This window comes from Algoriphagus sp. UBA3586 (assembly GCF_002376385.1).
Lineage (GTDB): Bacteria > Bacteroidota > Bacteroidia > Cytophagales > Cyclobacteriaceae > Algoriphagus > Algoriphagus ornithinivorans.
Genome location: NZ_DFMT01000005.1, coordinates 50,278 through 71,437 on the forward strand (window position 1 = coordinate 50,278; position 21,160 = coordinate 71,437).

Consider the following 21,160-nt stretch of genomic DNA (forward strand, 5'->3'; position numbering starts at 1 on the left):
ATAAAACTATGAAGGCGAAATCAATCAAAGGAAAATCCACCGCAGAAATAAAAAGCGCGCTTGCCGAAAGCATGGCAGATGGGTTCCATCCTACGCTAGCTATCGTTTTTCTGTCAGTTTCCCAAGACAGAAAGGGAATCAGCAAATTGCTTGATGAAGCGGGCATTGCTGTATTCGGTAGCAGTACTAATGGGGAGTTTATCGACGAAGACATAGAGACAAAGTCTGTTGCTATTCTCCTTCTAGATATGAAAAAAGAGCATTTCAGAATTTATGCTGATGAGTTTAAGTCAAATAACTACCAAGAGACTGCAAAGCGCATCACTCAAGAGGCAAAAAAAGAATTTGAACAGCTCGCTTTTCTGATAGCGACCAGCAATGCAGCAACGGATGGGGAAGAAATATTACTTGGATTTAGAAAGACGATCGGTGAGGAGGTAAATGCCTTCGGCGGAGCTGCGGGTGACGATTATGCTTTTGAAGAAACCTGGGTTTTTACCAATGAATGGGAAAGCAATAATGGAATGGTATGCATCGCCTTGGATGAATCAAAAGTAAAAGTAAGCGGTATTGCTACCTGCGGATGGAAAGCAATGGGAACCGAAAAAATAGTTACAAAAAGCGAAGGGAACCATGTCTTCACAATCGATAATGAGCCGGCATTGGATATCACTACCAAGTATGGTGGGCTGGAAAATATCAGTCCTGATAATAAAGACCTTTTAATTGAAATCGCTGCCAACTTTCCCCTTCAACTCCAGCGGGAAAATGGAGACCCTGTCATGCGGCCTCCTTTGGTTGTGGATTGGACCGACCGCTCCTTTTTCACTAGTGGCACTGTACCTCAAGGCTCAAAAATCCGCTTTTCTCTTCCCCCTGATTGGGATGTGATGGAAAAAGTAGTGAAAGGAGTTCAACAACTCAAACAAGATGAAACGCCTGAAGCAGATGCAGTAGTGGTGTTCAGTTGTGCGGGTAGAATACTCTCCTTTGGCCCCATGATGAACGCAGAAATAGAAGGTGTTAAAAATGTTTGGAATGTGCCCATGGTAGGAATGTTTTCCAATGCTGAGCTTGGGAGAATGGCCGGTGGCAATCTAGAGATGCACAACCTAACGACCTGTTGTATAGCCCTAAAAGAAAAATAGAAATGGATAAAAATCTTCAAGAGGTATCAGACTTCATACAGCAGGAGCCCAATATTTCTCCTGAAGTCAAGGAGGCTATGCTGAAGTCTTTGAAAGATGTGGATAAAGAACTTCAGATATTATCCTTCAAGCTAGACCGAACCGAAAAAGTAAAACGGACTACCGCCATTTTGCTGGAGGAAACCATTGAAGAACTTGAGCATAAAAGAGTCGCTGTAGAAGAAGCTTTGGCAGAGCTTAAATCTGCCCAGGCTCAGCTAGTCCAACAAGAAAAGTTGGCCTCACTTGGTCAACTCACAGCCGGTATTGCCCATGAGATCAAGAACCCTTTAAATTTTGTCAACAACTTTTCAGAATTGAGCAAGGAATTGATCGAGGAGGTTTTTGAGGAACTGGAAAAACTGGATTCATCAGAAACCAAACAGGACATTATCGACATTCTCACTGACGTACAAAATAATTTAACCAAAGTTCATGAGCATGGCAGCAGAGCTGACAGTATAGTCAAATCTATGCTACTACATAGCCGTGGAAGTACAGGAAAAGCAAGTTCAGTCCGGATTAATGATCTGGTCAAAGAATTCACCACGCTAGCCTTTCATGGAATGAGAGCGGGCAAATACCCTATTAATGTGAATTTGGATTTTCAATTAGATGAAAATGCCGGGGAGGCTAATTTGGTGATGGAGGACTTTTCTAGGGTGGTTCTGAACATCGTCAACAATGCTTTTGATGCGATGCGCGAAAAGCTAAACACTACCAATAATGGGGAATACCTACCTCGCCTTCAAATCAAAACTCAGCGTCTGGAAGACAAAATAGAACTTAGCTTTCAGGATAATGGACTAGGGATTCCTGACGAAATCAAAGATAAAATCCTTCAGCCATTTTTCACTACCAAAAAAGGGACCGAGGGAACAGGTTTGGGATTAAGTATTACCCATGATATTGTAAAGGCAAATGGGGGTGAGTTGACAGTAGAAAGTGAGGAGGGAAAAGGTTCCATATTTATCCTCAAACTTCAAAAACCTAATTGATATGATTTCCCTATTCCGAAGGCTACGGCAAAAACTCCTGATCCAAAACCGATTATCCCGATACGTAATCTATGCTTTGGGAGAGATATTTTTGGTGGTGATTGGGATTTTGATCGCCCTTCAGGTCAATAATTGGAATGAAGAAAGGAAAACCAAAAATCGTGAGCGGGATGTGCTCAAACGCCTGCAGCAGGAGATGGTGCAAGACAGTTTGAACCTGGAAAGCAGCATTAGTCTGGTAAAATATAAAGCAGAGCAAGCAGAGCGTCTGCTTCGTGCATTTGAGATTGATTCAGAAATAGAGAATCCTCCTGAATTTGTAAGAGACGTTTTTCTGGTGGGGCGAGGCGGCAGTTATCTTCCATATATCCCTGCTTACAATGAGTTAGTGGCCAATGGTGAATTGGGGATCATCCAAAATGAGGAGATCATTAAACAAATCTCATCCTATTTGAACAGGATGAACGGCCTGCAATCATTTTTGTACGACGAGGGAGATACAAGGAGATCAGTCTACAATGCCCACATACACCGGTACTTTTCAGCTTTGATTATGAATGAAATCTGGGAATTAGGTACCCAAACCGAAAAGCTGACTGATGACATCATGGAGTCATATGAAACAGATATTCCAGGCTACCTATCGGATCCTGATTCTGATTATCATATGCGGAATGTAGCCGCTGTAAATCTGGAATTAAAGCTTCTGTATGAGCAATCGATGGAATCCTTTACAGCTCCTATTCTGAACTTAATTAATCAGGAAATCGACAAAAATTAATCCAAAGAAAAAATGCTCAGAATCTTTAGACATATAAGAAAATGGTTGATGGAAGAGCGTAAGATCCGAAGATATTTGCTATACGCTCTTGGAGAAATCCTGCTGGTCATGATCGGTATTTTGCTTGCCCTTCAAGTGAATAACTGGAATGAGCAGCGGAAAGCCAAAATCAAATCGATCACTTACCACGAAAGGATTCTTGAAGACCTTGATATCTTCATCAGTGAAACTAACCAGGCAATGAAACGCTCTACTTCAATCAGAAATTTAATCTTGGAAACTATAGATTTTTTGGAATCAAAAAACCTGCCTGAGGATAAAGTTAGGGTTTTTGAAAATACGCTTCACTTTTATTACCAGATACCCTACCGACACCCTTCCCTAACTACCTTGGATGAAATGCGGAGTAATGGGGACCTTAGTCTTATTGGTAACCTCGATCTTAGAAAAAAGCTAATCCAGTTGGATCAAGATATTTTGTCCAATGATGAAGTGCTTGTGCAAATAGGTTATCAGAGTCAGAATCCTGTATTTTATATAGATCAATTTGTACGCTCGATACCTGATACCAGCAGCCTTACTTCTAGGGGAATCAAGGTCAACCCAAAGTTCAATTTTGAAGCAATGGCAAATGATGAAAAGCTGATCAATTATTTCTCAAAATTTTCAGTGCAATGGTCCCACCATATTATGTTTTCCAAAGGATTGAATGAATCAGCCAATGAGTTAAGGGAAGCAGTGTCTCAAGAATTAGAAAATCTAAAATAATGCTCCGATTCTTCCGACATATCCGCAAAAAGATTCTATTCTCTGACAACATCAGAAAGTATGTTCTCTATGCCCTTGGAGAGATTTTTTTGGTCATGATTGGGATTCTATTAGCATTGCAGGTCAATAATTGGAATGAAAACAGGAAAGAGCGAAACCTAGAAAATCGCTATTTGCATAGACTGGCAGCTGATCTGGAAAAAGACATAGAAAGTTTTTCAAGATCCCTTAATGCCAATGAAAGTCGGAAGAAACGGGCTGAATTTCTTTTGGAAGCTGTGGACTCTTCGGGGCTAGTGAGTGAAGAGCCAACCTACTTTATTGAAAGTATTGAGTATGCCGGATACACCTATGATCCCGTGATTTCCGATCACATTTTTGAAGAAATTAAATCCAGCGGAAGACTGGCCATTATCCAAAATGAGGAGCTTAGAACTGCCCTCTCCACTTACTATTCAACTCTCAACAATCGGGATCAATTCAATTTTATCCGGCAGGAATTCCAAATCGACTACCTGAAATTTTCCCGTGGCATCCTTCTCCCGGAGCAACAAATAGGAGTCGGTAGCTTTAGCAGCTCAGAAACTTACTCTCCAGAAGAAGCTATGCAAGCTTACAAGAGAATGATGGCTAAACCTGAATTTCTGGAAATATTGCCCATCACTATTCAATCCAAAACAAGGACTAGCGAAGTACTGGACAGATTCAAGGATCAAGCTGAGCTGCTTCGGGCAATGATCATCAATCAATTAAACGAACTTTAAACATGCTGCGCTTCTTTCGACATATCCGCAAAAAACTCATCGAACAAGACAAGGTTCGAAATTACATCTGGTACGCTTTGGGAGAGATTTTTTTGGTCATGATTGGGATACTCTTGGCTTTGCAGGTGAACAATTGGAATGAAGAGTGGAAAGAGAAAAAGCTTTCCGATGAGTACCTAAGCAGAATAGCGGAAGATTTGGATCGCCTAGTTGAAATAAGTGGAGATCAAAAGCAGAAAATGCGGGAAATCCTTTCATCCATCACCAAAACCCAACAATTGCTGGAAAGAAGAACAGCTCTATCTGATTACGAAAAGGAAATAGTGGATTTTGCGATAGTATGGTTTCCCAGGACAACCAATCAGTTGCCCACCATGCTCACCTATGAGGAAATGAAAGAAAGCGGCAACCTCAACCTGATCCGCAATATCCCCTTACGAAATGAATTGGCGGAATTGTACAGCTACTTGCTCCAAGTAGAAAGCACCTTCGGGCGATTGTCAGAAGATACGGAAACTCAGTTCACTATTTATAACAAATATCTGAGGGCGCACACCGACCCTGAAACACTGGAAATCACCTATTCTTATGATTTTGATGCGATTTCCGAAGATGAAGAATTGATCAATACATTCTCAAGAATGTCGGTTCACTGGAGAGGGTTTGTCTTTTTTATGGAAAGAGTAAATGGCCTTGGTATAGATCTAAAAGAAGAAATGAGTATTCAAGCTTTTAATTAAAAAAAATGAGAAATTTTATCAGATCCACAGTCCTAGCACTTTTGATGGGTTACTGTTCTCCATTTGAAATTTTTGCGCAAACAAAAAGCCCCGTTTTTCGAAATATTACCTCGGAAGATGGCCTGCCTACTACCTCAGTAACGGATATAGACCAAGACACTTTTGGATTTATTTGGATAGGCACTTGGGACGGAGTTTATCGATTTGATGGAAAAAAATATGAGAAGATTTTTCAAGACGGACGCTATATAGAATCCGATCAGGAGGGAGGCTTATGGATTTCAATACAAACGGGCCATTTAGGATATTACCACCCTTCCTATGACAGTGTCATATTTTTTGAAAATGTAGACGAGAGTATCAGATATCTTGATCTCAAGATTCTTGAAAACAAAAATGTACTAGCCGGAACAGGATCGGGAATCAAGCGATTTGACCCCGCCTCACAAACCTTCATCCTGGAAGAAGGCCAAAAAAAAGGAGCTGTTCGTGAGTTAAATGAAGGAAATGACGGGAGAATGAATTTTTTATCCTTTCAAGAAGAAAAAATCCAATTAGGAAGCCGATCTCCGGAAGGAAAATACAGCTATGAAGATTTTCCGATTGACAAAAACAACGAGGAGCAGCTTTCTTTTTACCAAACCTCACCAACGATAGTATTCCCATATGGGGATAAAGGTGCTGTCATTTTTAATCCCAACGGTTTTGCCAAAAGGGAAAGCCCAAATGAAGATTGGAAGTTTTTCCAGGTAAGTAGTCCTGAAATTTTAAAAGAGAAAGGTTTTGAAAATTATAACTCTTACAAACTTCAAGGCAATTATCTCTGGCTAAATCAAATCAATGCTATCAGCAGGGTTGATCTGGAAACCGGGGAGATGGAAACAATCAACTCTGAAATCAACAATTCCCGGGGCCTACTTCCCATGGAGAGTAATCATGGTTGCAATTTATACATTGATCGCCAGGGGATTTTGTGGGCTTCCAGGTTCTCTTATGGCTTAAGTTTACTCAACTTATACCAATCGGACTTCGGTCTTCTACGGGATGAAAATGGCATTGTAATCGCAGATATTTTATCAGCCGCAGAAATGGAGGATGGAACCTTTTGGGTAGGTACCCGAACTTCATTGGAAAAGGGGCTCATTCATTTTTCGGAAGACGGAAAAACAATACTAGAACGCATCGGTGCTCAGGAACCGCCCCCATCAGGAGGGAAAACCATCGGAAAAGCATTGTCTCATTACTTCCCTTGGAAAATATTTGTTTCTTCTGACGGAACCCTCTGGGTGGGTACCGGTCAACCAGGCCCTGGCTATGGAGGACTAAACCGAATATCGCCTAATTTCAATCAAATTATTCGCTATAAACATGATCCGTTAGACCCCAACTCTCTTTCTCAAGATTGGATTTTCAATATTTCAGAAGATCCTCAAGGGAAACTTTGGATAACCCATAGTGAGGGAATAGACTTTTTTGATCCTGAATCCGAAAAGTTTTCAAAAATCGACCCTGAGGGCAAATTTTTGGATCTTGATGCTTACTTGGTTGACCCTAATGGACATTTACTTGGGGTTTTGGAAGAAGCTACTATTTCGGGAGAGTCAGGCCAATGGCTTTTCACTTTAAATACTCAAACAAAAGAAATCAAGAAATTAAATCTTAAAGGCAAAAGGGGGCAAAACTACTTTACAGCCCAACCCATAATTGATAAACAAAATAGAGTTTGGGTGGCCATGAGGGAGGGCTTCGGTTACACTGATTTAACCTATGAAAAATTCTTGCATTGGGTAAATCTGGAAGAAACAGCATTCCCTGATTTGGAAATCAATGCAATCAGCTACAATGATCGCGGAGAATTATACTTTGCCACATCCGATGGAATAATTCAATATTCCCCTGATTCTGGGAACTTCCGGCGCTTCGGTTTTGAAATGGGACTCCAATCCTTGCTGTTCGGAGGCTTGAACTACCGGGGTGAATCCGGAAAAATTTTCTTTTCTGGAAACAGCGGAGCAAATGTTTTTCATCCTGACCAAATCAAAACCAACTCTTATCCCCCTGAGATTCTTTTCAAAGAAATTCTACTGGACGGCGAAAGCTACCAGCGCTTTTTGGACTCAGCAGAAAGGCAGCCAAGCTACATGCTTTCCTCCTTAGTAGTCCCTCCGGGTATTACTACTTTGGTAGTCCAATTTGCTGCTATTCATTTTGGTGGAAATGGGCAAAATCAATCCCAATACAGGTTAGTCGGGTTCAATGAAGACTGGCAGGATGCAGGCACCAATGGCAGCTTGACTTATACAAATCTGCCTGTCGGCAAATATGTGCTTGAGGTAAGGTCCATGAATCTAGATGGAGTTTGGAACCTGGAACCTGAAACTCTTAAGATTACAGTACTCCCCCCCTGGTACCTGACTTGGTGGGCCTATTCTATTTACGCGGTAGTAATCATTTTATTGGCTATGTTTTTTATCCGGGGGCAAAGAAGAAGAGCTGCCAAAAAAGAACGGGATAAGGCAATAGACAGAGAGCTGGCCCAAGCCAAGGAGATCGAAAAAGCCTATGAAAATCTCAAGGCAGCCCAAGAGCAACTCGTTCAGCAAGAAAAACTCGCTTCTCTAGGACAACTCACCGCCGGCATCGCCCATGAGATCAAAAACCCACTGAATTTTGTCAATAATTTTTCAGAAGTTTCAATGGAGTTGATCGAGGAAGCTTTGGAGGAAATTCATCAAATTCAGGAAAATGAGCATGCTGTAGAGACAGTCGAAATTCTTTCGGATATCAAATCAAATTTGATAAAAATCTATGAACACGGTACTCGCGCCAATAGAATCGTCTCCTCCATGCTGCAGCATTCCCGAGGTGGAGAAGGTAAAATGGAACCCACCGATCTCAATGCTCTAATCAAGGAATATGTCAATTTGAGTTTCCATGGAATGCGCGCAGGGAAAAATCCGATCAATGTAGACATAGAGATGAATCTCGATGCCGAAGTCCGAAAGGTCAATCTAGTTTCAGAAGATTTTTCCAGAGTCATCGTCAACTTATGCAACAATGCCTTTGATGCCATGCGGAGCAAAATGAATTCTGAATTATATCAGCCCAAACTCTTGGTACGAACAAAGGCAGAGGGAAATCAAGTCATCATCGAAGTTGAAGACAATGGCCCCGGCATCCCCGATGAGATCAAGGACAAGATCCTTCAACCTTTCTTTACCACCAAAAAAGGAACAGAGGGAACAGGCTTGGGATTAAGTATTACCCATGATATCATCAAGGCCCACGGAGGACAATTGGATATTAAAAGTGAAATAGGAATAGGTTCTGAGTTCAAAATTTCCTTACCTACTAAAATTGTGTAAAATTAAAAAAGTACAATTATTACTTTCTCAACAAAGAGGAAGCTTTTTGATTAATAAGTGTAATTTAATGACATAATTAACTGATTTTCAATTGTTTTTTTGGTATTTTAGCTATTATTTCAAATAAAACACCTAAATCCCATCAACTATGAAAAGGTTAATTTTAATTATGCTGTTTGGCTTGACTTTATCTGCTTGCCAGCAGGAACAAAGGTACACTCAACAATCTCCTGAAATCGATGCCGCAAGGGCATTATTGGCAACTTCTGCCTCGGGAGATTTTGAAGGTCAAAGGGAATATTATGCTGCAGATGCACAGATATTTTATAATGCTACTGAAGATAATCCAACTTCAGTAGATAAAATGATTGAGGAGCAAAAAGCTCAGGCAGATGATTTCTCCAATGTATCCATAACTATAGAAGATAGTGCTATTGAAATGGTCACCACTGATAAAGGCGAAAAATGGGTGAATTGCTGGGGAGTCTGGAAAGGAACCCATACTGCATCTGGAAAATCTTTCGAAGTTCCATTTCACGAGACATTTCAATTTGTAGATGGAAAAATTGTCAAGGACTTTGGTTATTGGGACAATGCTCCAATTATGATGGCGATGATGGAATACGAAAAATCCATGGCAGCAGCAGCTGACTCTACCATGATGAATTAAGACTTGTCTTATCCCTCCTAAAATCCCCATCTCTATGGGGATTTTTTTATTTTAGGACCTTACAAACTAATTTTTAAACAATTTCAACTATGGGACTCTTCTGGAACCTAATCCAACAAAGCCAAATTTCTGATCAAAAAGCCAGAGCCTCTACGCTGGAAGCACGCGTGGCCTACCTAGAAAATGAATTGCACAAAACCCAACAGATCTTAAAAAAAACACTTCAAATCCTTGAGGAGCATACTGGCAAAGATTTGAATGGAGATGGAAAAATTGGATAAGCTTAGATTTTACGAATACTTCGCATTAAATCCTCCTTATACATTTTGCTAACAGGAATTACCTTGCGCTTGATCTCCAAGTGTGAATCGGCTACAGCATCAAGCTTTCTGATATTCACTACATAAGAGCGGTGAACTCTCAAAAAATCCTTGTTTTCCATTTTCTGGCAAAATGTATTTAATGGACTGACAATCAAATAATTTTGAGAATTGGTAATGATATTACAATAATTTCTTTCGGCCTCGATATAAAGGATCTCATCCAACATTATTTTGATTAATTTCCCATTATTTCGGATAAAAATTCGATCGTCTAAGCTTTCAATAAAAGAATTGCTTTCAGGTATTTGCCCCCCCTTTCCTTGGATCTTCTCTTCAACTAACTCAATGGTTCTTTGTAAATTAAGCTTATTGAATGGTTTAGATATAAATGCATCTGGCTTGGTTTCTTTTGCCATTTGGAACGAAGCCTCGTCTGAATTGGCCGTAAGATAGATTAAAGGAATGGAAGCCTTTTCCTGGATTTTCTTAGCTGCTTCCACCCCATTTATCCCCCCTTTCAGTTGAATATCCATGAGAATGATATCGGGTCGGTTCTCTAAAGCATGATTAACTGCCTCTTCTCCTCTGGACTCTATTCCTGTCACTTCATATCCTAACTTGGATAGCTGCAAAGAAATATTTGCAGCGATAATCATATCATCCTCCACAATCAAAATTCTCGTCTTCTCACTCATGCCGCCTTCTTTGTTTTAAATTCGAAAAAAACTTCTGTTCCTTGTTGGGTGCTCAAGGTCATCTTTCCATCCAACTGCTTAGTAAGGAGCTCCACTAGCTGGGTACCAAATCCAGTTCCCTCTATTGATTTGCTTTTACTCATACCTTTTCCATTATCTGCTACCCTTAGATAAAGATGCTCTTTATCCTCTTTAAGGCTAACCATAATTTCCCCTTTACGTCTATCCGGAAAGGCATATTTCAATGAATTGGTGATTAGTTCATTAACGATCAAACCTATTGGAATAGCGCGATCCACATCCAACTCCAAAGTATCCATGTTGACTTCCATACTTATTCGATCCGTGGCATCAAAGGAGTCAATGATGTATGAACCCAGATTTACGAAATAATTTTTCATCTCAATAGCCGCCAAATTTTCCCCTTGATATAGATTTTGATGGATCATGCCCATACTCTGAACTCTGTTTTGGCTCTCCACCATAATATCCTGAAGTTCCGAATTATCGATTTGGGCCGTTTGCAAAGCCAAGAGACTGGAAATCGTCTCCAGATTATTTTTGACACGATGGTGGATTTCTTTCAGCAGAAACTCCTTTTCTAAATTTTGTCTTTCCAGAAGCTGGCTATATTTTTTTCTTTTGACGAAAACCCGATAAAGAAAAAAGAGGAAGAACACCATCAATGCAGTGATCAAAAGGGTGAAAACTTGGATAATTTTCTGACGCTTAAGAGCTTCTTCCTGCAGGGAAATAATACTTTCTTTTTGATTTACATCCATTGCTGTTTGCAATTGGGCGATTCGCTGATCTGCTTCTGCATTGAACACTGCCTGATTGAGTTCATGATACTTTTTAAAAGCCCTGTATGAATTGGAAATATCCTGTAAGCCTTCGTATGATTCAGCCAATTCCCTATAAATCAACCCTAAAAAGTAGCGGTCCCCAAAATCCTCAGTAGCTGTCCGGATACTTCGGTTAAGGTATATGGTGGCTTCCTCATAAAAGCCTTGTTCTTTTTTCACTTTCCCCAGAGAAAGCAAAGAGCGAACAACCATAAACTCATTCTGTAATAGCTCGGCGTATTTAAGTGCCTCCTTCCCGGAATTTTCGGCATTTGAATAATCCTCCAACGCTAAGTATAAATCTGTCAAGGCAATGTAGGTATCGCTGAGGTTATTATAAAAGCCGTATTTCTTGCCTATTTGGGTGGAGCGTTGAAAATACGGAAGAGCCTCTTGATACCTGCCAAGCATAACCAAATTATTGCCAGTGACATGCAATGTGAAGTCAAAGTCCAAGTCTTTGATGCCCCTCTGCTCAAAAAGCGCGAGCGACTTCAGGCCATACTCCAACCCTTCTTCTGATTTTCCCTGCTTCCAAAACAAATTGCTGATATCTGAATAAGCCATAGCAATGGCTTTGGTATCGCCGTATTTTTCTCCCAATTGAAGCGTTTGACTGGCAAATTCAAAGGCTTTGCCCAATTCTCCTCTACGCTCATAGACATAGCCTAAATTAGTGAGTAGTAACCAAGTCTCTGATTCAGGTAACTTTTCCAGCGCACTTTTCAAAACTTGCTCTGCTTGATCAAGTTGCTCCATTCTTAGCAATACAGCTCCCTGAGCTACTTGCATTCGCCCCTCCCAGATTTTGCTTCCATCTTTTTGGGCTTCTTCTAATCCTTGTTTGATAAAGAAGAGTGATCTTCGAAGGTTTCTCGTGTGCGTATAATAGCCTAAATCCCACAACATTTGAAGCCTTACATCAGACCCCTCAACTTTTGGGAGTGATTTTTCAATCAATTCAAGATATTCTGGACCAAAGTCATCTGTGTTTTCAAAAACAGCTTGATATTCAATCAATCCCTCATTATTGGAAATTTGGGCAAAACCCGAAAGTTGGCAAAAAAGTAAAAAGAAGACTAAGATTCTTTTCATATTGGAAAATAAACAATTTTTAGTATTTAAAAGTCATTTTTTTGCATTTTAAATGCCTCTGATAAAAAACTGCACTAGTTCGGACAGAAAACAACTAGCTCCGTCCTCCTTTACTTTTTGAATTGCAAATTCAATGAGAGATTGAATCAAATAATCTTTTAACCTAAAAAAATAAAGATGAAAGCAACACTGAGAAAATTGTTAGGGTTGGTACTGCTAATTGCGATCAGCCCATTTGTAAATGCTCAAGATGCTCCTTTGGGACCACTAACTTCTGTCACTGAGTTTACTATTAAGCCTGGTCATACCATGCAATTTCGAGAAGGTATCAAAGCATGGAAAGAATGCTATTTAAAAGACGGAGGAGAATGGACTTGGCGAATGTGGGAAAGACAGCAAGGAGAAGGCACTGTTTACATTTTGGCCACCAACATGCCAAATTGGGCTGAAATGGATAAAACTGATGAAAAAGGAAAGGATTGCCGATTACTTGCCCTCAGCCTGATTAATCCTCACGTGGAAACTGCAACCAATCATATTACACGCTTTATGCCGGAAATAAGTAATTCTAATGCCTTTGGAGCCAACCTTATCAGGGTAAGCTTTTTCAAGCTTAACCAGACCAATGGCTATAAAATGATGGAAGTGGTTAAAGAAGTTGAAGCGATACGCAAAAGCTCTGGGTTGCCTATTCGTGGGTATTGGTATAATTGGCAAACCGGCGATCCTAGCAGTCCAAACTACCATGTGGTAACAGGATATAAAAATTATGCTGAAATGGATGTAATGCAGGATAGCGTTTGGAAATCTGTAGAAGATGCGTCCGGGAAGAAAACAAGAGATGAGTTACAAGCAAAATTCCGTTCGTCTTTAGAAAGCACTTGGAGCTATATCTACAAAATGGACGAAGAAATTAGTCATCTTGGAAATAATTAAAAGTAAAGACTTCTGCTTTTGACCAATTCAACTGAATGCCGAAGTATTGATGAAAGGTCAATCAGTCAAAATAAGGAGATCCTAGATCTCCTTTACTTGGCTTTCATAAAACTGGTGAAACCCTGAAAATTTTCTAAGAAAGATTTCAAAAAAATAAGGAATGAAGATCATGGAAATGATGCAAGCAGGAACTGATACAGCTTGATCTGATGGAAATAAAACGGTGTCTTTAAACCTGGTATAGCATTTCCAAGACACCGAAACCGCCATGATTTCTTGACTTCATATCGACTGTCCATTTTTTCTAAGTAAGCATTAAGACTTAAGCATTTTACACATCATGGCAAAAAACAGCACTCTTGAAGCATTCTCCTTTAAAACTTGGTTTACCTGGTTGGGTGTTGCTTTTATGGTTCTATTAGCAGGAAAATTTATCCTAAATGATGCGCTCCCATATTTCGGATTGGAAGAAGGTGTGTTCGGGAGATTTTGGGTGATGAAATGGCCATTAATCGGACATATTTCTGGAGGTTTAATTGCCTTAAGCCTTGGTCCTTTCCAGTTTTGGACCGCTTTTAGAAATAGGTATCTCAAAGCTCATCGGATGATGGGAATGGCCTATATCTCCGGAATTCTGGTTGGAGTAATTAGCTCAATTGCGCTATCTCTGACCACTGGTATCGCTATTCATTGGACTTGGAGTCTAGCTCTAATAGGCTTGGCTATAGCTTGGTTTGGTACCACAGGAATGGCTTTTCGGTTTATTCTTTTGCGCAGAATCAGCCTCCATAAAGAATGGATGATCAGAAGCTATGTGGTGACCTTTGCCTTTGTCCTCTTTCGCTGGCTCACAAGCCAACCATTTTATAATGAGCTTGGCTCATTTATAGAGACCGGCCCCACGGCCATTTGGCTTTCTTGGGTAGTTCCGCTCTTTATCTGCGAGATCGTACTTCAGTGGAATAAAAAATAAATTCCCTATCCTATATATCAGGTAATCATGATTAAGAAAGTCATGCTATATATTCTTTCTCTTGTACTTATACTTATCATAGGGTTTGAGGCTATTGGACCAGAAGACGAAGAAGGGCTGGAATTTGAACCTTGGCAAGAGTTTGACCTTTCGGCCGGAGAAAGTCCAAGGCTTTGGATGCGAAAACCCAATATCCCGCCACATTTAAATGACACAATATTCAAAAATATTGAAGAATGGATTGAAGGATTTCGACAAGTAAAAACTATTCCCTTTTCACAATTATACTGTGACCAGCTCTCAAGAAAGAAACAAGGAGATATTGGAGCTTTATATTACTACTCTAATGGAATTGAAAATGCAAACTTCAATTCAGGGGAGTTGATCTATAAAAAATAGACTCATTCAAACAGCAAGAGTTGAAAAACTGAATTTATAGAATCCAACAAGAAGATGGTGGAATTTGTAGCTTCAAATCATTCAGTAGGTTTCGCTAATACTATAGAATGCTTTGAAAATTTTTTGGTTACAGTTTCACTGCTTACTCTTGAAAGAAAAGAAACCTTAAATACTAAGAAAATAATCAGCTTATATTGTATCAGGTATACCTATAAAAATTTAATAATGAGAAAATTAATCCTAATACTTATTTTTCAATTTGTACTTACCATTGTCTACAGTCAAAACCATCGGGCAAGAGATTTAGGAATCCCCTTGGATGGAAAAACAGGAAAACTCAATGCCATCACTGATGTCAAAGGCTTAGAAGTCGGTCATACCACACTGATATCCGGAGAGGGAGAATTGATAGTAGGGGAAGGTCCTGTCCGAACAGGAGTGACCACTATTTTCCCCAGAGGCAAGCAATACGATCCCGTTTTCGCAGGCTGGTATAGCCTAAACGGAAATGGGGAAATGACAGGAACTACTTGGGTGGAAGAATCCGGTTTTTTGGAAGGACCCATTGCCATTACCAATACCCACAGTGTAGGTATAGTCAGAGATGCGGTGATAGAATGGGAGTTTAAAAACAATCATTTTGATCCATTACCAGGTGAACCAGACGTATTTTGGGCATTGCCTGTAGTAGCCGAAACATACGATGGGGATTTAAATGATATCAATGGTTTTCATGTTAAAAAAGAACATGTTTTTGCTGCTTTGGAAAATGCAAAATCCGGACCTGTAGCAGAAGGTAACGTTGGCGGTGGCACCGGGATGATCTGTCATCAATTCAAGGGAGGAATAGGCACCTCCTCGCGTGAAATTATGATCAATAATACCACCTACACTTTAGGCGTGCTTGTGCAGGCCAATTATGGCACTCGTGAATCACTGACTATTGCCGGAGTACCTGTAGGCAAAGAAATTTCCGATCGACAGATTCTTTTAGATCCATTGAATCGCCAAGAAGAAAGAGGATCCATCATTGTGATCGTGGCTACTGATGCTCCGCTGCTTCCCCATCAATTAAAAAGATTAGCAAGGCGAGTACCTATAGGAATCAGTCGAGTAGGTGGATATGGAGGGAATGGCTCCGGTGATATTTTCATTGCCTTTTCTACTGCCAATTCTGGGGCTGCCGATCGAGAAAATAATCAACAGGTAGACATGATTCCCAATGATCAAATGTCAGCCCTTTTTCTGGCAACCGCCCAAGCGACCGAAGAATCAATTCTGAATGCCTTGGTAGCTGCAGAAACCATGGTGGGGAAAAATAATACGACGGTATACGAACTACCAGAAGACGAAGTCGTCGAGCTGTTAAAGAAGTACGGTAGAATCAAATGATAACCTCAACATGAAAAAAATTTTAGCAATAGTTGGCTGGGCACTTTTTCCCATAGTGGTTTCTTTCGGCCAGACCAGAATTATTGATATGCACATTCACTCCTACACGGAGAGTGATTTTGGTGTGCGGGAACCTTCCGCTACAGATCACTATGGAGTAAAGAGTTCAGCAAATGCTGAGCAACATCGCATAGAGACTTTTGCGGCATTTGAGCGGTTTAATATCGTTAAGGCTGCTGTCAGTGGTAATCCCGAAAGTGTTCGAATCTGGAAGGAAAAAGATAAAGATAACCGTGTAATCAAGGGTATTTTATCTATTTCCCCAGATGATTACGAAATAGATATTGAGCGGTTTGAGCAAATGATCAAAGCAGGTGAAATCGAAATCTTTGGAGAATTGGGTCCCTACTACGGCGGTACCACGCTCAGCGATCCCATTTGGCAACCTTATCTCGAGATTTGTGAAAAATATGACATTCCAGTGGCTGTGCATACCGGAGGTGGAGACCCAGGAGGCACCTATTCCTGGTCCCCAAGAGCAAGACTGAAACTAGGTGATCCTTATTTGATAGAAGATGTTTTGGTCAAGTATCCCAAACTACGGGTGTATCTGATGCACGCCGGAGGAGAGGATTGGCCGGAACATGCCATTCGATTGATGGCCTACTATCCCCAGCTTTATACGGATATTGCTGTTTTACTTTGGGTGGAGCCCAACACTCAACGATATGTCACGGATTTTCTCAAAAACATCAAGCATGCAGGCTACCTGGATCGAGTGATGTTTGGTTCTGATCAAATGATATGGCCTTACGCAATCGGGAAGTCTATCGATTTTTTGAACAGTTTGGATTTCCTGACAATTGAGGATAAAGAAGGGATATTTTATGGGAATGCGGCGAGATTTCTGCGATTGGAAGATTAAAAAAAAATATCCTAACCCTGAAGGAAAATAAAATCTACTCATAATGGTTTTGAAATCACTTTTGGAAACACAATCACCATCCTTTCGGCAGGCATGATTCTTTATCTATTAAAATCTCAGCAGCATTTAACCACGCTGAATTTTCCTCTTGGTTGGAGTTTCAGCACTGAGCCGCCTTTCGGAAAATTTTATCAGTAATTGGAGACATAGGAATAAATCAATTTTCTCCTTTTATTTAAAAATGAAGACTCAATCTTTAAAATTTGAGAGTAAAACCTATCTCATCACAGGAGCCACCAGTGGCATGGGAAGAGCCGTAGCGAAGGCTTTTGCAAATGAGGGAGCCAACCTCATCTTAAGCGGAAGAAATGAAATTGCCGGAAATGAACTTGTCGATGAATTGGGAGATCATGCCATTTTCCTTTCTGGAGACGTCAGTGATCCCGCCTATAATCAAAAACTAGTAGACTTAGCGGTCACAAAATATGGACAGCTTGATGGCATTTCTGCCAATGCAGGAAGATTGGGCTTAGGCTCTATCACTGATTTATCACCAATGGAATGGCATAGAACCCTAGACGTGAATCTGACCTCAATTTTTTACCTCCTAAAAGCAGCACTTCCTGTATTACAAAAAAGCAGTCAAGCTTCAATTACCATCAATTCTTCAATTGCCGGCTTTAAATCCTTTCCTAATCACCCGGCTTATTGCGCATCCAAAGCTGGTTTGATAGCACTTGCCAAACAAGCCGCAGTAGATTATGCCCCAAAAGTTCGTGTCAATTGCATCTGTCCCGGGCCGGTGGATACCCCACTGATTCATGATTCAGCGAAGGCCTTTCCAGATCCTGCAAAAGCTGTAGAAAATGCCGGCAATAATACCCTGATCCAAAGACTGGGAAAGCCTAAAGACATTGCTAATTTGGTTCTTTTTCTAGCCTCAAAAGAGGCTTCTTGGATTACCGGAAGCGTTTATACAATTGATGGAGGGATTATGGCAAAAGGTTAAAATCAAAGAGGGCCTGCATAATTGCAAGCCCTCTTTGTAGGTCAATTCTTCCCATTCTTAAAACTCAAATCCGGATAAGCCGGTGGCGTTGGAACCGGCCGTGGGTCTTTTTGAATCAACTCTTGCAAATGCTCAATCGCTGCATCCAATTGGGCGTCTTTTCCATCGAAGGTTGCCTTAGGCAGATTGATGACTTCGATATCAGGAATAAAACCAACTCCCTCAATCAGCCATTCTGTCCCATTTTCAGTTTCCCCATACACCCCATTCATCGGAGCCCGGGCAATGCCATTATCTGAAAGCGTATTCACACCTGAAAGCCAAACTTCTCCTCCCCAGGTTCTCGCGCCGATCGCTTTGCCTAAGCCCAGTCTTCTGAAGCCTTCGGCAAAAGCCTCTCCATCAGAGGCAGTAAATTCATCCACTAGCAAAACCAAATGCCCTCGGAATGCATAATTCATATTCCAGTAAGGTTCTCCCGTGCGGCTTTTCCAGTAGAAGAAAGCTTCTCGCATCAATTTTTCCAGAATAAAGGAATCAATGTTCCCACCGCGGTTGTGGCGTACATCGATGACCAAGCCTTTCTTCTTAAACTGAGGATAAAAATCCCGATACCACTGTCCGATATCGCCTGAAGTCATGGCTCTTAAATGCACATAGCCAATATCTCCATTGGATTTGGCTTCGGTTTCCAATCTTCGGGTGTACTCCCAATCGTTGTATCGCAGGTTGCTTTCTTGCCCCGAACTCATAGGCTCGACTATAAAGTCTCCCTTTCCGGCTACTGCTAGGCGAACTTGCTTTCTGGCCTTATCTCGAAGCAAAACCTGCATATCCGCTACTTCCAAAACTGAAGTCCCATCGATATGTGTGATCACATCGCCTGTTTGAATGCCGAAAGCAGGATGGCTTAAAGGTGATTTCTCATCAGGATAGTCAGGATCGCTTTGGAAGATGTAGTCGATCCTGTAACCTTGATTAGTCTTAGTAAAAAGCCCTCCCAGCATTCCAAACTGAATATTGTCATCTCCATCCCGGGTATCACCTCCACGAACGGAAGTATGCAAAACGGAAAGCTCTCCTATCAGCTCTCCTATCACATCTGAAAGCTCATTTCGGGTAGTCACCCTATCTACTAGAGGAAGGTATTTCTCGTACATTTTATCCCAGTCTACCCCATGCATACCTGCGTCGTAAAAATAATCGCGCTCCATGCGCCAAGCATCAGTATAGATCTGCTTCCAGTCTTCCCGAGGGTCTATACTGAACCTCCACCCATTCAGATCCAACTTATTTTTGGATAAATCCGAAACAGGAGATGTCCCTAGCTCCACTAAAAAATGATTGGCTCCTTGCCGAAGCAAAGCATATTTGTTGTTGGCTGAAACTGCATAACTGTTGATTTTGTCTGCAAAAACCTTTTGCTCAGACTTTTCAGAAATTGGAGTCATCATCAGTGCAGGCTCATCTTCATTGGAAGCACCACCTCCGTAATACACTCCCGGACCTGGGCCAACTCGATGGTAGTACAAGGCCTTATCTGTCACGATCAGATTTTTGTAATTTCCCGCTGTAACGGGTACTTCTTGTACGCGTTCCATCAGTCCCTCCTCATCGATCTTCACGCTTACAGGACCCTCTGATTTTTTCTCCTCTGCTTTCAGCTCATTTTTTGGAGTAAAGGGAGAAATCAAACCCTTTTGAAGCGGAATATGATAGATCTTCATCTGCTTTTCCCAAAATGGTTCCGGTTGACGCTGCCCCCAAGGACTTCCCACTTTAGTCTCAAAATTCCGGTCTGAAAGGAAATAAATCCACTTCCCATCAGCGCTCCATTGCGGGTTGAGACTGTTGGTGCGATCGGAAGTCAAGGTAACTCGCTTTTCCGTAGTCGGATTGAAGACAAAGAGTTGGGTAAATGTATTTGAAGCTGCCTGCCCATAAGCCAGCCATTGGCTGTCAGGCGACCAAGACATACTGCCATGCAGGTCTTCATCTGTAAGGTTGGCTTTGACTGCTTTTCCCGTGGCAAGATTTCTAATCCATAGATCATTGTTGAGATCGATCCAAGCCAGCCATTTTCCATCCGGTGAAGGAGTCAAATTGAATCGAAGCGTGGTTCCATTATCTGTCAATTGCTTTCCCTGATCCAAACCCAAACCAGAGTATTGATGGATTTCAAACTCCCCACTTTCATCGGAAAAGGTCAAAATATCCTTGGAATCTGTTGTAAAAACTGCATCTCGATACCGCACCCCATCTTTTCTACTTAGGCGAATCATTCTTCCATCCTTTGCAGGAAAGACAAAAACCCGACCCCGAGCGGTCAAAGCCACTTTTTCTCCATTATTGGACACAGAAATATTCGTGATATAGCTGGCAGGATTGTCTACCCAATTTTCCCTCAACTGATCAAAATCCGAAACTAGATTGATCGCAATTTTTCGGGATTCGCTTTGTCCCAAATTCATTTGAAACAGATCCGCTCCTGAACGATAAACCAACGTATTTCCAGAAAGGGAATACTCCCTCACATCATAAGATACTTCTTTGGTGTGCTGTTGGATATCCGAGCCATCCGGTTTCATGGACCAAACATTTTGGATTCCATCCCTTGAGGAAATGAAATAGACACGTCCTTGGTGAAAAATAGGATGATGGTCTTCGCCGGCGTAATCTTTGGTCAGTTTGACCGCCTCCGCAGCTCCATTACTGTATTTCCAAAGTTGTCTGGCTGTTCCTCCTTGATAGCGTTTAGTGACATTGTTGTGATAGGTAGGTCTTACAAAAAAGTAGGTGTTTGACTCCCGATCAAAACTTCCCTCTGCGGCCATTTCCAAAGGAAGAACTTCCTTTACTCTAGAATTTACATCTACCACAACGGTCCTCAGTCGGGGCAAGGTGGAATATTGATTGGTGGTATAAGCCAGTTCTGTGGCTGATCTCCAAGCTACAGGGATAGATGCAGAGGGTTCGTAAGTCAACCTTTTGGGTAAACCTCCGGAAATCGGCATTACATAGACCTCAGTAGGGCCTTCATAGCTGGCGGCGTACGCAACCCATTTTCCGTCGGGGGAGATTTTGGGATCGGACTCATCCCCAGGATGCGTGGTTAGGCGAGTTGCCATTCCACCAGATACTGATGCAGTCCAAATATCTCCCTCTGCTACAAAAACCATGGTATTTTCATGCAAATCCGGATGCATAAAATATCCCGGTTTTTCTTGGGCCTTAGATTGATTATAAAAAATAGAAATAAACAAAAACGATAGTATGGTCGCCTTATACATAGATT

At 41.2% G+C, this 21,160-nt stretch carries 18 protein-coding genes; 15 read left to right on the forward strand and 3 right to left on the reverse strand.

The features are described from left to right. The first annotated feature begins 8 nt into the window (after positions 1-8). The 9 genes from B2906_RS00790 to B2906_RS00830 all read left to right on the forward strand — a co-directional run bounded on the left by B2906_RS00790 (position 9) and on the right by B2906_RS00830 (position 9,554). Positions 9-1,148, forward strand: coding sequence for an FIST signal transduction protein (locus B2906_RS00790; protein WP_144607417.1), 1,140 nt, complete (start codon positions 9-11; stop codon positions 1,146-1,148). Between the two features lie 2 nt (positions 1,149-1,150). Beyond that, the gene (locus B2906_RS00795) at positions 1,151-2,185 is read left to right on the forward strand and encodes a sensor histidine kinase (RefSeq protein ID WP_144607418.1); all 1,035 of its coding nucleotides are present in this window, start codon (positions 1,151-1,153) and stop codon (positions 2,183-2,185) included. A gap of 1 nt (position 2,186) precedes the next feature. Then, entirely contained in the window at positions 2,187-2,966 is a 780-nt protein-coding gene (locus B2906_RS00800; protein WP_144607419.1) for a DUF6090 family protein, read from the forward strand. A 12-nt stretch (positions 2,967-2,978) separates the two neighbouring features. Further along, positions 2,979-3,734, forward strand: a complete 756-nt coding sequence (locus B2906_RS00805; RefSeq protein WP_144607420.1) for a DUF6090 family protein — start codon at positions 2,979-2,981, stop codon at positions 3,732-3,734. Continuing rightward, a complete protein-coding gene (locus B2906_RS00810; protein WP_144607421.1) occupies positions 3,734-4,498 on the forward strand; it encodes a DUF6090 family protein in 765 nt (254 codons plus the stop codon). The genes B2906_RS00805 and B2906_RS00810 overlap by 1 nt, the downstream gene beginning before the upstream one ends. A 2-nt stretch (positions 4,499-4,500) precedes the next feature. Beyond that, positions 4,501-5,238, forward strand: a complete 738-nt coding sequence (locus tag B2906_RS00815) for a DUF6090 family protein (protein WP_144607422.1) — start codon at positions 4,501-4,503, stop codon at positions 5,236-5,238. 5 nt (positions 5,239-5,243) lie between these two features. Beyond that, entirely contained in the window at positions 5,244-8,603 is a 3,360-nt protein-coding gene (locus B2906_RS00820; protein ID WP_144607423.1) for a sensor histidine kinase, read from the forward strand. Between the two features lie 148 nt (positions 8,604-8,751). After that, on the forward strand, positions 8,752-9,273 hold the full coding sequence (locus B2906_RS00825; RefSeq protein ID WP_144607424.1) for an ester cyclase: 522 nt from the start codon (positions 8,752-8,754) through the stop codon (positions 9,271-9,273). Between the two features lie 89 nt (positions 9,274-9,362). Further along, complete coding sequence (locus B2906_RS00830; protein ID WP_091651520.1) at positions 9,363-9,554, forward strand: hypothetical protein; 192 nt, start codon at positions 9,363-9,365, stop codon at positions 9,552-9,554. A gap of 2 nt (positions 9,555-9,556) precedes the next feature. Here the strand turns inward: B2906_RS00830 and B2906_RS00835 are convergent, their stop codons facing one another. Together B2906_RS00835 and B2906_RS00840 are read right to left on the reverse strand one after the other, a co-directional pair. Further along, positions 9,557-10,291, reverse strand: a complete 735-nt coding sequence (locus B2906_RS00835) for a LytR/AlgR family response regulator transcription factor (RefSeq protein ID WP_144607425.1) — start codon at positions 10,289-10,291, stop codon at positions 9,557-9,559. Further along, complete coding sequence (locus B2906_RS00840) at positions 10,288-12,231, reverse strand: tetratricopeptide repeat-containing sensor histidine kinase (protein ID WP_144607426.1); 1,944 nt, start codon at positions 12,229-12,231, stop codon at positions 10,288-10,290. The genes B2906_RS00835 and B2906_RS00840 overlap by 4 nt, the downstream gene beginning before the upstream one ends. Before the next feature lie 177 nt (positions 12,232-12,408). On the opposite strand from B2906_RS00840, the gene B2906_RS00845 reads away from it, so the two are divergent. From B2906_RS00845 to B2906_RS00870, 6 genes are all read left to right on the forward strand, one after another. Then, complete coding sequence (locus B2906_RS00845) at positions 12,409-13,167, forward strand: hypothetical protein (protein WP_144607427.1); 759 nt, start codon at positions 12,409-12,411, stop codon at positions 13,165-13,167. Between the two features lie 340 nt (positions 13,168-13,507). Continuing rightward, positions 13,508-14,140: a DUF2306 domain-containing protein gene (locus tag B2906_RS00850; protein ID WP_144607428.1), complete on the forward strand. Its 633-nt coding sequence runs from the start codon at positions 13,508-13,510 to the stop codon at positions 14,138-14,140. A 27-nt stretch (positions 14,141-14,167) separates the two neighbouring features. After that, positions 14,168-14,539 (forward strand): hypothetical protein, encoded by a 372-nt coding sequence (locus tag B2906_RS00855; RefSeq protein ID WP_144607429.1) that lies wholly within the window; start codon positions 14,168-14,170, stop codon positions 14,537-14,539. Between the two features lie 225 nt (positions 14,540-14,764). Further along, positions 14,765-15,931, forward strand: a complete 1,167-nt coding sequence (locus B2906_RS00860; protein WP_144607430.1) for a P1 family peptidase — start codon at positions 14,765-14,767, stop codon at positions 15,929-15,931. 10 nt (positions 15,932-15,941) lie between these two features. Beyond that, complete coding sequence (locus B2906_RS00865) at positions 15,942-16,856, forward strand: amidohydrolase family protein (protein WP_144607431.1); 915 nt, start codon at positions 15,942-15,944, stop codon at positions 16,854-16,856. A 241-nt stretch (positions 16,857-17,097) separates the two neighbouring features. Further along, entirely contained in the window at positions 17,098-17,865 is a 768-nt protein-coding gene (locus tag B2906_RS00870) for an SDR family NAD(P)-dependent oxidoreductase (protein ID WP_144607432.1), read from the forward strand. 41 nt (positions 17,866-17,906) lie between these two features. Here the strand turns inward: B2906_RS00870 and B2906_RS00875 are convergent, their stop codons facing one another. Next, complete coding sequence (locus B2906_RS00875; RefSeq protein WP_144607433.1) at positions 17,907-21,155, reverse strand: S41 family peptidase; 3,249 nt, start codon at positions 21,153-21,155, stop codon at positions 17,907-17,909. Positions 21,156-21,160: the final 5 nt, after the last annotated feature.

What these genes read in the sequence shown, in the direction of transcription:
- B2906_RS00790 (WP_144607417.1), top strand. Translation starts at nt 9, where the DNA reads ATGAAGGCGAAATCAATCAAAGGAAAATCCACCGCAGAAATAAAAAGC.
- B2906_RS00795 (WP_144607418.1), top strand. Translation starts at nt 1,151, where the DNA reads ATGGATAAAAATCTTCAAGAGGTATCAGACTTCATACAGCAGGAGCCC.
- B2906_RS00800 (WP_144607419.1), top strand. Translation starts at nt 2,187, where the DNA reads ATGATTTCCCTATTCCGAAGGCTACGGCAAAAACTCCTGATCCAAAAC.
- B2906_RS00805 (WP_144607420.1), top strand. Translation starts at nt 2,979, where the DNA reads ATGCTCAGAATCTTTAGACATATAAGAAAATGGTTGATGGAAGAGCGT.
- B2906_RS00810 (WP_144607421.1), top strand. Translation starts at nt 3,734, where the DNA reads ATGCTCCGATTCTTCCGACATATCCGCAAAAAGATTCTATTCTCTGAC.
- B2906_RS00815 (WP_144607422.1), top strand. Translation starts at nt 4,501, where the DNA reads ATGCTGCGCTTCTTTCGACATATCCGCAAAAAACTCATCGAACAAGAC.
- B2906_RS00820 (WP_144607423.1), top strand. Translation starts at nt 5,244, where the DNA reads ATGAGAAATTTTATCAGATCCACAGTCCTAGCACTTTTGATGGGTTAC.
- B2906_RS00825 (WP_144607424.1), top strand. Translation starts at nt 8,752, where the DNA reads ATGAAAAGGTTAATTTTAATTATGCTGTTTGGCTTGACTTTATCTGCT.
- B2906_RS00830 (WP_091651520.1), top strand. Translation starts at nt 9,363, where the DNA reads ATGGGACTCTTCTGGAACCTAATCCAACAAAGCCAAATTTCTGATCAA.
- B2906_RS00835 (WP_144607425.1), bottom strand. Translation starts at nt 10,291, where the DNA reads ATGAGTGAGAAGACGAGAATTTTGATTGTGGAGGATGATATGATTATC.
- B2906_RS00840 (WP_144607426.1), bottom strand. Translation starts at nt 12,231, where the DNA reads ATGAAAAGAATCTTAGTCTTCTTTTTACTTTTTTGCCAACTTTCGGGT.
- B2906_RS00845 (WP_144607427.1), top strand. Translation starts at nt 12,409, where the DNA reads ATGAAAGCAACACTGAGAAAATTGTTAGGGTTGGTACTGCTAATTGCG.
- B2906_RS00850 (WP_144607428.1), top strand. Translation starts at nt 13,508, where the DNA reads ATGGCAAAAAACAGCACTCTTGAAGCATTCTCCTTTAAAACTTGGTTT.
- B2906_RS00855 (WP_144607429.1), top strand. Translation starts at nt 14,168, where the DNA reads ATGATTAAGAAAGTCATGCTATATATTCTTTCTCTTGTACTTATACTT.
- B2906_RS00860 (WP_144607430.1), top strand. Translation starts at nt 14,765, where the DNA reads ATGAGAAAATTAATCCTAATACTTATTTTTCAATTTGTACTTACCATT.
- B2906_RS00865 (WP_144607431.1), top strand. Translation starts at nt 15,942, where the DNA reads ATGAAAAAAATTTTAGCAATAGTTGGCTGGGCACTTTTTCCCATAGTG.
- B2906_RS00870 (WP_144607432.1), top strand. Translation starts at nt 17,098, where the DNA reads ATGAAGACTCAATCTTTAAAATTTGAGAGTAAAACCTATCTCATCACA.
- B2906_RS00875 (WP_144607433.1), bottom strand. Translation starts at nt 21,155, where the DNA reads ATGTATAAGGCGACCATACTATCGTTTTTGTTTATTTCTATTTTTTAT.